Origin of the sequence: Mycobacterium sp. shizuoka-1, assembly GCF_002723835.1 — a bacterium.
Lineage (GTDB): Bacteria > Actinomycetota > Actinomycetes > Mycobacteriales > Mycobacteriaceae > Mycobacterium.
In genome coordinates this window covers 24,765-35,832 of the sequence record NZ_BEWG01000041.1, presented here as the reverse complement: position 1 = coordinate 35,832, position 11,068 = coordinate 24,765, and the positions used below count along the sequence as shown (strand labels likewise).

General features: G+C 68.9%; 10 protein-coding genes. 7 read left to right on the top strand and 3 right to left on the bottom strand.

Features of this window, described 5'->3' with window-relative positions:
* The 4 genes from MSZK_RS32330 to MSZK_RS13725 all read left to right on the top strand — a co-directional run.
* A partial coding sequence (locus tag MSZK_RS32330) for an Ig-like domain-containing protein (RefSeq protein WP_233211292.1) occupies positions 1–1,246 on the top strand: 1,246 nt, incomplete at its 5' end.
* 10 nt (positions 1,247–1,256) lie between these two features.
* Complete coding sequence (locus MSZK_RS13735; protein ID WP_099248674.1) at positions 1,257–1,643, top strand: (deoxy)nucleoside triphosphate pyrophosphohydrolase; 387 nt, start codon at positions 1,257–1,259, stop codon at positions 1,641–1,643.
* 104 nt (positions 1,644–1,747) lie between these two features.
* Positions 1,748–2,866 carry a cytochrome P450 gene (locus tag MSZK_RS13730; protein ID WP_233211297.1) on the top strand — a complete coding sequence of 373 codons (1,119 nt, stop codon included), beginning with the start codon at positions 1,748–1,750 and terminating at the stop codon, positions 2,864–2,866.
* A gap of 10 nt (positions 2,867–2,876) precedes the next feature.
* The gene (locus MSZK_RS13725) at positions 2,877–3,953 is read left to right on the top strand and encodes a hypothetical protein (protein WP_099248672.1); all 1,077 of its coding nucleotides are present in this window, start codon (positions 2,877–2,879) and stop codon (positions 3,951–3,953) included.
* Here MSZK_RS13725 and MSZK_RS13720 read toward each other — a convergent pair.
* The gene (locus tag MSZK_RS13720; protein ID WP_099248670.1) at positions 3,950–4,222 is read right to left on the bottom strand and encodes a hypothetical protein; all 273 of its coding nucleotides are present in this window, start codon (positions 4,220–4,222) and stop codon (positions 3,950–3,952) included. The two genes, MSZK_RS13725 and MSZK_RS13720, sit on opposite strands and share 4 nt — an antisense overlap.
* A gap of 72 nt (positions 4,223–4,294) precedes the next feature.
* Between MSZK_RS13720 and MSZK_RS13715 the strand changes: the two genes are divergently transcribed.
* The 3 genes from MSZK_RS13715 (at position 4,295) to MSZK_RS13705 (ending at position 8,770) form a co-directional block, all read left to right on the top strand.
* Positions 4,295–4,921: a hypothetical protein gene (locus tag MSZK_RS13715; protein ID WP_099248668.1), complete on the top strand. Its 627-nt coding sequence runs from the start codon at positions 4,295–4,297 to the stop codon at positions 4,919–4,921.
* Complete coding sequence (gene typA, locus MSZK_RS13710; RefSeq protein ID WP_099248666.1) at positions 4,918–6,816, top strand: translational GTPase TypA; 1,899 nt, start codon at positions 4,918–4,920, stop codon at positions 6,814–6,816. The genes MSZK_RS13715 and typA overlap by 4 nt, the downstream gene beginning before the upstream one ends.
* Before the next feature lie 79 nt (positions 6,817–6,895).
* Complete coding sequence (locus MSZK_RS13705) at positions 6,896–8,770, top strand: ABC transporter family substrate-binding protein (protein WP_199203330.1); 1,875 nt, start codon at positions 6,896–6,898, stop codon at positions 8,768–8,770.
* A 2-nt stretch (positions 8,771–8,772) separates the two neighbouring features.
* Here the strand turns inward: MSZK_RS13705 and MSZK_RS13700 are convergent, their stop codons facing one another.
* Together MSZK_RS13700 and MSZK_RS13695 are read right to left on the bottom strand one after the other, a co-directional pair.
* Positions 8,773–9,777, bottom strand: a complete 1,005-nt coding sequence (locus tag MSZK_RS13700; RefSeq protein WP_099248662.1) for a hypothetical protein — start codon at positions 9,775–9,777, stop codon at positions 8,773–8,775.
* Positions 9,778–9,885: 108 nt separating this feature from the next.
* Entirely contained in the window at positions 9,886–10,881 is a 996-nt protein-coding gene (locus tag MSZK_RS13695) for a hypothetical protein (RefSeq protein WP_142389924.1), read from the bottom strand.
* Between the last annotated feature and the right edge of the window lie 187 nt (positions 10,882–11,068).

Below are 11,068 nucleotides of genomic sequence, written 5' to 3'. Positions count from 1 at the left end.
GGGTGGTGCGGGCGCCAGCGGCGGGTGGGGCGGTGTCGGCAACGGTGGCACCGGCGGTGCCGGCGGCATCAACGGCGTCGCGGGCGCCAACGGCGATCCCGGCCCGGCGGCTGCCACCGCGGCGGTCACCCGGGACGCGGTGGCACTACGGTCGGGCGAGCAGACGGCCGCGGCCACCCCGGCGCGGACGCTGGCGTCGATGTGGAACGACCTGTCGCGCCAGCTGACCTACATCTTCTTCAACCGGACGCCGACCCTGTCACCGGCGTGGTATCTGCCGTCGGGCCCCGGCAAGACGATCCGGGTGGACGCCAACGGAGTCGCCAACAACGGTTATGCCGTCACCTACGGAGTGAGCAAGCAACCGACTCACGGCACCGTCACCTACGACAACGCCACGGGCACCTACACCTACACACCGAACTCGGAGCTGGTCACCCCCGGCATCACCGACCGCTTCACGATCACCGTCGACAACGGCAGCGCGGCAGACCTGCCCGGCGCGCTGGGCATGCTGCAGCAGGCGCTGCACACCATCGCCGTCCGGCTGGGCGTGGCCAAACCGGACATCGTCGAGCGCGAGATCGTGGTGACGGTCCCCGGTACCGGTTACTACGGCGACCGTGGCAACGCCGTCTACTGGGTGAAGCAGAGCTACTCGAACTGCACTCTGATGGCGACGGCGATGGCGATCGGTCAGGTCACCGGCACCAAGCCCACCGAGGAAACCATGGTCGGCCTGGCCAAGACCACCGCCAGCGTGGTGTACCCGGGTCGGCGGATGTACCTCGACGAGGACATCGCCAACGGCGTCGCGGTCAAGGACGCGGTGCAGCTGATGAACACCACCACCGATTTCGGTGTGACGGCCTCGACCAAGCGGTACGGCACCTACGACGAGGCCGGCAACCGGATCACCGGAGCCACCGCCGCCGACGCGCAGATCGCGCTGAGCGACCTGGAGGCCGCGCTGGCCGCGGGCAACGCGACGATGGTCACGATCAACTCCAACATCGTCTGGAGCACCCAGCCGCAGTACCAGTCGTCGGCGACACCGAACTACACCAGCGGCAACCACGAGGCCGTGGTGATCGCCGTGGACACCGCCAAGGGCGTGGTGTATTTCAACGACAGCGGGCCGGGATACGGCAAGGACATGGCGGTGCCGCTGGGTGCCTTCCTCAACGGTTGGCAGAGCAACGACTACGAACTGACCATCGTGAAGGCGAATTCGGCCACCACATAAGCTCCGTGGCGTGTCCCAGGTCGTCGTCGCCGGAGCGTTGATCTCCGGTGCCACCCTGCTGGTGGCACAGCGCAGGCGGCCGCCCGAACTCGCCGGACTGTGGGAGTTGCCCGGCGGCAAGGTTTCCCCGGGCGAGACCGACGCCGAGGCGCTGATGCGGGAGCTGCGCGAAGAGCTCGGCGTCGACGTGGTCGTCGGTGAGCAGCTGGGCGCCGACGTCGCCCTGGGGCCGTCGCTGGTCCTGCGCGCCTACCTGGTCACCCACACCGGAGGTGCGCCGCACCCACACGACCACCGCGCGCTGCGGTGGGTGACCGCCGACGAACTCGCCACGGTGGACTGGGTTCCCGCCGACCGGGCCTGGCTGCCGGAGCTTGCGAAACGCCTTGGGGCGTGAGCCGCTCGCCCTATGATCTGGGCGTGCTCACGGACGTCACCGGCATCGATCTCACCGACGGCCGGTTCTACGCCGGCGGCGAGGCGCGTGACGCCTACCGCTGGATGCGCGAACACCAGCCGGTCTTCCGGGACCGCAACGGTCTGGCGGCCGCCGCCACCTACCGGGCGGTGATCGACGCCGAGCGCCAGCCCGAATTGTTCTCCAACGCCGGCGGTATCCGCCCGACCACGCCGCCGCTGCCGCACATGATCGACATGGACGATCCCGCGCATCTGCTGCGGCGCAAACTGGTCAACGCCGGCTTCACCCGCAAGCGGGTCAAGGACAAGACGGAGTCGATCGAGGCGCTCTGCGATGTGCTGATCGACGCGGTGTGTGAGCGCGGCGAGTGCGATTTCGTCCGCGACCTCGCCGCGCCGCTGCCGATGGCCGTCATCGGGGACATGCTCGGGGTGGCACCCCAGGATCGTGCCACCTTGCTGGCCTGGTCGGACGATCTGGTGGTGGCGTTGAGTTCCACGGCGTCCGAGGAGATCCTGGCGGCGTCGGTCAACGCGCTGCTGGCCTACAACGAGTTCATGGCGGCCACGATCGAGAAGCGCCGCCGCGAGCCCACCGACGACCTGGTCAGCGTGCTCATCGACGCCGAGGTCGACGGCGAGAAGCTCACCGACGAACAGATCATCTCCGAGACCCTGCTGATCCTCATCGGCGGCGACGAGACCACCCGGCACACCCTGTCCGGGGGCACCGCCGAACTGTCCCGCCACCGCGACCAGTGGGACGCGGTGCGCGGCGACGCCGACCTGCTGCCCGGCGCAGTCGAAGAGATGCTGCGGTGGACCTCGCCGATCAAGAACATGTGCCGAACCCTGACCGCGGACACCGACTTTCACGGCACCGAGCTGGTGGCGGGGGAGAAGATCATGCTGCTGTTCGAGTCGGCGAATTTCGACGAGACGGTCTTCGGTGACCCCGATATGTTCCGCATCGACCGCAATCCCAACAATCACGTCACGTTCGGCTTCGGCACCCACTTCTGTCTGGGAAACCAGTTGGCCCGCCTGGAACTGACGACCATGACGCAACGCGTTCTGCACCGGCTGCCCGATCTGCGCCTGGTCGAGGGCGCGCACCTGCCGCTGCGGCCGGCAAATTTCGTCAGCGGGTTGGAGGCCATGCCCGTCGAATTCAGCCCGACCGCACCGACTTCCGGTTGAGGATCGAGCAGTGGGTGCGCTCCGGTTCGTCTGGCAACGGGTGCTGGCCTTCGACCGAATCGGGTCGCGGATACCGCAGCTGATCCAAATCTGGCTCCTAGAACTGTTTTTCGCGCTCCCGCTGGCCTTCTTCATCGGCAAGGTCATCGACATCCACGGGGCGTTCGGGGTGCCGGGCACCGGCGAGTCGCTGGGCGGCACATTCTGGGGTGCCCTCGTGGTCGCCCTGATCGCCGGGTTCTTCTTCGTCCGCGGACTGGTCAGACCGCGGATCGTGGAGGGCACCTGGGCGCCGGTGGTCAAAGTCGACATCGGCGATTTCACCGTCTTCGGGGCCAACAACCGGGCCCGGGTCACCTACCTCTACCTGAGCAGCCATCCGTCGTATGCGCTGCTCCTGCTGATCACCGCACCGATCCCGGCGGTCATGCTGGCGGCGACCACCAACCAGGGCGACAGCACCTTCTATTGGCGCATCACCGGCATCGTCGGGCTGGCGATTCTCGGTGCGATGGCGGCCGCACGGGTATTGGCCTGGTACGTCTTCCGATTCGGCCGCGCACAGCTCGACGACCAGCTGGCCGGGCTGGCGGTGTCGCCGCGCAGGCTGGCCTGGGAGATCGCCTGGAAGCCGGTACTGATGCTGGTGGTGCTGATGTATGCCATCGTGTGCATCCCGCTGGCCTGGATGTGGATCGCCGAGAAACGCACGATCGCGCACCTGCCTGAGGCCACCGTCGCCGACATCGGGCACGCCGGCGAGTACCGGCGCGTGCAGGGCAGGCCCGCCTCCGAGCCGGTGTACTGGGCTCCGCGCGGCACCGGCCGCGGCGGCAACAACTACGCCGGCGCCGGGATCCTGGTCGACCTCGCCGACGGCGGGCAGGCGCTGCTGCTCGCGGAGTCGATGTCGGTGGCCGACTTTCGCGGCGTCATGGCGCGCACCGGCAGCGGTGAACTGCGCGCCACCGGCAAGGTGATCGACGAGATCACCGCCGACCAACGCCGCTACTACGGATTCGACCCGGACGCCTTCGCCGCGCCGCCGCCGGGCGGGCGCGTCCTGTTGCTGCTGTCCTACCCCTAGTACTTCAGCTGGTCGCGCACCACCCGCACGTCGGCGAATTGCCGCGGGTGATGGGCGGCGTGCACCGGATGCAGCAGCACCGGATGACGGCAGTGCGCACACGACTGCGGCTGCCGGCGATCCGACGACACCGTCAGGTGCCGACAGCCCGCGCAGCGCACGATGTACGCCCCGCCGATCCAATTGAGCAGGCCCAGGTAGATCGCCGCGGTCGCGGCGGTCCCCAGGACAACGATGAGCGCGATGGTGAGCACCTCATAGACCGTCATGTCGAACCTCCATCTGACGCAAATTCAGGCTAACTCCGCGGGGTTTGCATCCGATGTGGATTGCCTGCTGGAATGCCGGGTGTGCGGACACTGGCGACCTTGTCGCGGCAGTGCTGGCTGTTCGCCGTCGGGTCGTCCTTCTTCGCGCTCGCGACGCTGCCCGGCTTCTCGGCCGTCGCCGGGGCCGGCGCCACCAACTGGCTGTGCTTCGCCGGGTCCTGGTTTTTCACCACCGCGGCCGGGCTGCAGCTGATGCTGTCGGGACCGCCGCCGAAGCTGGAATGGCTCTCGGCGGCAATCCAATTCATCGGGACCATCCTGTTCAACGTCAGCACCGGCGCCGCGGTCTGGGCGCACACCACCGAGGTGCGCCGGCACTACGTGTGGACCCCGGATGCCCTGGGGTCGGTGGCGTTTCTGGTGAGTGCGGCGCTGGGGGTGCTCGCCGCGACGATCGCGGTGGGTCTGATCGCCATGGACTCCCGGGACTGGCAGGCGGAGTGGATCAACATGATCGGGTCGATCGCCTTCGGCGTCTCGGCGGTGGGGGCGTTCGTGCGGCGCACCGGGGTCACCGAGGATGCTCTGCTGGCGAACCTCGGTACCTTCCTCGGGGCGCTCTGTTTCCTTGCCGCGGCCCTGCTCGTCCTTCCTCGTTTTCGCAAAAGAGCACCTGCGCTGCCAGAATCAGGGCCGTGAACAACCAGGATTTCCGCAATGTCGCCATCGTGGCGCACGTCGACCACGGCAAGACCACGCTGGTAGACGCCATGTTGCGGCAGTCCGGCGCACTGACCCACCGCGGTGACGACGCGATCGAACGCCTGATGGACTCCGGTGACCTGGAGAAGGAAAAAGGCATCACGATCCTGGCGAAGAACACCGCCGTGCACCGTCACCACCCCGACGGTTCGATGACGGTGATCAACGTCATAGACACCCCCGGCCACGCTGACTTCGGCGGCGAGGTGGAACGCGGGCTGTCCATGGTCGACGGGGTGCTGTTGCTGGTCGACGCCTCCGAAGGCCCGCTGCCGCAGACCCGGTTCGTGCTGCGCAAGGCGCTGGCCGCGCACCTGCCGGTGATCCTGGTGGTGAACAAGACCGACCGCCCGGACGCCCGGATCTCCGAGGTGGTCTCCGAAAGTCACGACCTGCTGCTCGATGTCGCCTCCGATCTCGACGAGGAGGCGCAGGCCGCCGCAGAGAAGGCGCTGGACCTGCCGACGCTGTACGCCTCGGGTCGAGCCGGCATCGCCAGCACCACCGAGCCCGCCAACGGCGAGAACCCGGACGGGGAGAATCTGGACCCGCTGTTCGACGTGCTGCTCGAGCACATCCCGCCGCCGCAGGGCGATCCCGAGGCCCCGTTGCAGGCCCTGGTGACCAACCTGGACGCCTCGGCGTTCCTGGGCCGCCTCGCCCTGATCCGCATCTACAAGGGCCGGATCCGCAAGGGCCAGCAGGTGGCCTGGATGCGCGAGGTCGACGGGCACCCGGTGATCACGACCGCCAAGATCACCGAGCTGCTGGTCACCGTCGGCGTCGAGCGCACCGCCACCGACGAGGCCGTCGCCGGTGACATCGTCGCGGTCGCCGGGATCCCCGACATCATGATCGGCGACACGCTGGCCGACCCCGACCACGCGCATGCCCTACCCCGGATCACCGTCGACGAGCCGGCCATCTCGGTGACCATCGGCACCAACACCTCGCCGCTGGCGGGCAAGGTGTCCGGCCACAAGCTGACGGCGCGAATGGTCAAGTCCCGCTTGGATTCCGAGCTGGTCGGTAATGTCTCGATCAAGGTCGTCGACATCGGCCGCCCGGATGCCTGGGAGGTGCAGGGCCGTGGCGAACTGGCCCTGGCCGTGCTGGTCGAGCAGATGCGCCGGGAGGGCTTCGAGCTCACCGTCGGCAAGCCGCAGGTGGTCACCCGGACCGTCGACGGCAAGCTGCACGAGCCCTTCGAAGCCATGACGATCGACTGCCCGGACGAGTTCGTCGGCGCCATCACCCAGCTGATGGCCGCCCGCAAGGGGCGCATGGAGGAGATGACCAACCACGCGGCCGGGTGGGTGCGGATGGACTTCATCGTGCCCAGCCGCGGACTGATCGGCTTCCGCACCGATTTCCTGACGCTGACCCGCGGCACCGGCATCGCCAACGCGGTGTTCGACGGCTACCGGCCGTGGGCGGGGGAGATCCGCGCCCGGCACACCGGCTCGCTGGTGAGTGACCGCACCGGCCAGATCACTCCGTTCGCGATGATCCAGCTGGCCGACCGCGGCCAGTTCTTCGTCGAGCCCGGGCAGGACACCTACGAGGGCCAGGTCGTCGGGATCAACCCGCGCGCCGAGGACCTCGACATCAACATCACCCGCGAGAAGAAGCTGACCAACATGCGGTCGTCCACCGCCGACGTGATGGAGACGCTGGCCCGGCCGCTGGAACTCGACCTGGAGCAGGCCATGGAGTTCTGCGCAGAGGACGAGTGCGTGGAGGTCACGCCGGAGATCGTGCGGGTGCGCAAGGTCGAGCTGGATGCGACGAGCCGCGCCAGGGCCCGGTCCCGGGCCAAGGCCCGCAGCTGATCGGGGTGCCGCGAGGCGGGTGGATACGCTGAGGGGCGTGCCGGACAGACCTCGCAGCCTGCAAGTCCTGGCTGTCTTGATGTCGGGGCTGGTCACGGCGGCGTGCACGGTCAGCCCCCCGCCCGCTCCGCAGAGCACCGAGACCTCCGACTCACCGGCCCCGCTGCCGCCCCGGGCAACCCAGATCATCGTGGGCATCGACTCGATCGGCGCCGGGTTCAATCCGCATCTGCTCTCCGATCAGTCGCCGGTCAACGCCGCGATCAGCGCGCTGGTCCTGCCCAGTTCGTTCCGCCCGGTGCCCGACCCGGCCACCGCGACGGGCTCACGCTGGGAGATGGATCCGACGCTGCTGGTCTCGGCGGAGGTGACCAGTCAGGACCCGTTCACGGTCACCTACAAGATCCGCCCGGAGGCGTCCTGGACCGACAACGCCCCGATCGCCGCCGACGATTTCTGGTACCTGTGGCGCCAGATGGTCAGCGAGCCCGGTGTCGTCGACCCGGCGGGTTATGACCTGATCACCGGCGTGCAGTCGATCGAGGGCGGTAAGACCGCGGTGGTCACGTTCTCGCAGCCCTACCCGGCGTGGCGCGAGCTGTTCAACGACCTGTTGCCGGCCCACATCGTCAAGGACGTGCCGGGCGGCTTCCCGGCCGGGCTGGCCCGCGCGCTGCCGGTGACCGCCGGTCAGTTCCGGGTGGACAACATCGATCCGCAACGCGACGAGATCCTGTTGGCCCGCAACGACCGGTTCTGGGGACCCCCCGCCCATCCCGACCAGATCCTGTTCCGTCGCGCCGGCGCGCCCGCCGCGCTGGCCGATTCCATCCGCAACGGGGACACCCAGGTGGCCCAGGTGCACGGCGGTGCGGCGGCGTTCGCGCAGTTGTCGGCGATCCCGGATGTGCGCACCGCGCGCATCGTCACCCCGCGGGTCATGCAGCTCACGCTGCGGGCCGCCGAACCCAAATTGTCGGATCCGGCTGTGCGCAAAGCCATCCTGGGACTGCTCGACGTGGACCTGCTCGCCGCGGTGGGCGCCGGCAGCGACAACACCGTGACGTTGGCCCAGGCCCAGGTCCGTGCACCCAGCGATCCTGGGTATGTGCCCACCGCGCCGCCGGCGCTGGGAAGCCAGCGGTCACTGGAGTTGCTCGAGCAGGCCGGTTTCCAGATCGACCGCACCCCGACCGAGTCGCCGGTGCAGCCGCCGCCGTCGGCGGGGTCGCGCACCACCAGCGAGCAGCCGGGCCCGCCGGAGATCACCCGGGGCCGGGTCAGCAAGGACGGCGAGACACTGTCGCTGGTCATCGGGGTGGCCGCCAACGACCCGACCTCGGTGGCGGTGGCCAACACCGCGGCCGATCAGTTGCGTAGCGTCGGGATCGCCGCGACTGTGCTCGCGTTGGACCCGCCGGTGCTCTACGGGGATGCGCTGGCCAACAACCGAGTCGACGCCATCGTCGGCTGGCACGCGGCGGGCGGGGATCTGGCCACCCTGCTGGCCTCCCGCTACGGGTGTCCGGCGCTGGAGGCGACGGCCGTCTCGACGGCACCGGCCACCACATCGGCCGATCCGTCGCCGACCCCGTCGACCAGTGCGTCGACCAGTGCGTCGCCGACTACACCGACCCAGGCATCGACGACGACGGCCGCGCCGCCGCTCACCCCGGAGTCCGGTGCTCTGGTGCAGGCACCGTCGAACCTCACCGGCATCTGCGATCGCAGTATTCAGCCCAATATCGATGCGGCCCTTGATGGTTCGGCCAAGATCGACGACGTCATCAACCTCGTCGAACCCCGGCTGTGGAACTTGTCGACGGTGTTGCCGATCCTGCAGGACACCACGATCGTCGCGGTGGGCCCGAGCGTGCAGAACGTGAGCCTGTCCGGCGCGGTGCCGGTCGGCATCGTCGCCGACGCGGGCCGCTGGGCGAAGGCCGCCCAGTAGTCCTACCCGTTTGCGGCCGCCTTGTGCGTGCGCTTGGACCCGCCGACGGCGCCCTTCTTCGCCGCCGCGGATGTGCCGCGTCCGCTGGTGGTGGTTGTGTCGTTGTCGGCGGCCGTGGTGGTCGCGTGAGCGGTGGTGCCGGGAACCGCCTTGGCCGACGTGACGACCTTGCTGACCCGGGCAGCCGCTGCCGTCGGCGGCGGAACCGTCGGAATCGGTGAGGTCGTCGCGCCGGGGCCCTCGGTGAGGTCGGCGTAGACACGTGCGCGTCCGGTGTCGATCTTGATGGTGAGGTCGTTGAGGGCATAGGTGACCGACTGCTGGATCGGCGCCCGGCCCGCATTGAGTGCCGTCACGACATCGCCGGTCTGGGCCAACGTCCCGGCGAACGCGGTCGCCCCGGCGACCACACCGCCGACCACGCTGATCGGGCCCTGGACCAGTGCCTGAACCGCGATGTCGAAGCCGGCGACGAGAGCGTCGCGGGACGCGGTCACCACCCGCTGCAGCGTCGCGTCGAGGGCGAAGCCGCCCAGCGGTTGCCGGGGAGCGAGCAGCAGGGCCAGGGTGTTGGTGATCGGTACCTGGATGTCCAGCAGTGCCACGCCGATCGCCTGGCCCACGTCCGAGCCGGACTGCAGTGCTTTCACCAGCGCCACGGGGCTGGTCACCAGACCCATGCCGAGGCCGACGAGCCCCCACCCGGTGAATGGGGCGTAGGTCTGGGCGGGGTAGGGGGTGTTGGGTCCCAGGCAAACGGTCTGGCATTGCTGCGTGCTGCCGATCAGGATCGGTGCCGCGGCGATGAGGTCGCCGAGCAGGTTGATCCCGACCTGGTACGGGATCGCGCCGAGGGCCGGAATCGGCAGGTCGACGAGCTGCACCTCGGGCAGGTGCACGGTGGGTGGATGGGCGTCCTGGCTGGGCACCAGGGGACTGGCGGCGATCGCCGCCGCCCCGGCCAGCGCGATACCGGTCTTATAGAGCGAGCTGACTGCGGTAGACATTTCGTCCTCCTGTGCCGAGGTGTGCCGACCAGCGAAAGCTACCTGAGAGCAACCTGAGAAATGGGTGGTTTGACCGCGCCGCCGGTATCGATTTTCGGCGAGGCGTCGTCAGTCGGCCGACGAGTCGGCGCCGGCGGGCTTCAGATCGCGGGCCGATCCCGCCGTGGACCGGGTGCTGCCGGTCGCAGGTTTGCTGCTGCCGGTCGCCTTGGGGGTGGTGGCCTTGGAGTCCGACGCGGTGGCCGCCTTGGAGGTGGAGCCAGTGGGTCGCAGGCTGGCAGCCGACGGCGCCTGGGTGTGCTTACGGCCCGACTGGGCTTTGCCGTCTCGGCTCGGGCTCACGGTGCCGCCGCTCGCGGGCTGGTCGTCGTCGGTGCCGGTGATCTGCGCGATCAGCCGCTTGGCGGCGGTCGGCGGTGGCACCGCCGGTGGCTGTCGGCCGTAGAGGACGTCCCGGATCCCATCGAGGAGGATCAGCCCGGGTCCGAAGAACGCCTGGATCGCCGCCTTGACGGTGTCCAGTGCGCCGGCGATGTCACCCTTGAGCAGGTCCAGAGCCGCGGTGATCACGAACTGTGGCACTCGGATGATCACTTCCACCACCGCGTAGGCCGCTTCGACGACCTTTCCGCCGAGATAGGAGGTGTCGGCGACCAGCCCGTTCAGCGCTTGGACCACGTCGGAGTTGAACGCCGTCGAGGCGAAGTCGGTGCTGACGGTGGTGGGCGTGGCAGCGTTGGTGGACTCGACGAATCCGGTGGCCACGGGCTCGGCCCGCAGGGGGGCTTGCTCGGGCAGGGCAGCGTCCAGTGGCGTCTCGGGGGTCGCCGCCGAGGCGACCTCGCGGCTGATCCGATCGGCGTCGGCGGCCAACGCCGCCAGGATCTGTGCCAGTGCCGGCCCGATCCCACCCAGCGCCAGCTGCGGTGTCAGGGCGCTGATCAGGGATTTGTCGGAGGGGCTGAGCAGGTCCGGGCTGGTGGACAGCTGCGTGGTGGAGATCTGCATGTCCCGGGATGGGGGCGCGATCGGGTTGGCGACGACCACAGTGGCCGCCACCAGTGCCACTCCTGTAGTGAGGAATGGCCCCAAGGCCCGTCGCATGCCGTCTCCCTCCGCTTATCCGGCATGGCTCACCGAGAACGATACCTGAGAGGAGCCTGATAAGGCTAAAGACTCTTCCTGAGAATTTTTGCCATTCGCGGCGGTGGCCCCGCCGCCGTCACTGAAGAAAAGCCTTGCGGGCCAAGTCAATCCGCCCGATCGGCCACCTGAAGCCCGCCTGAGGGTA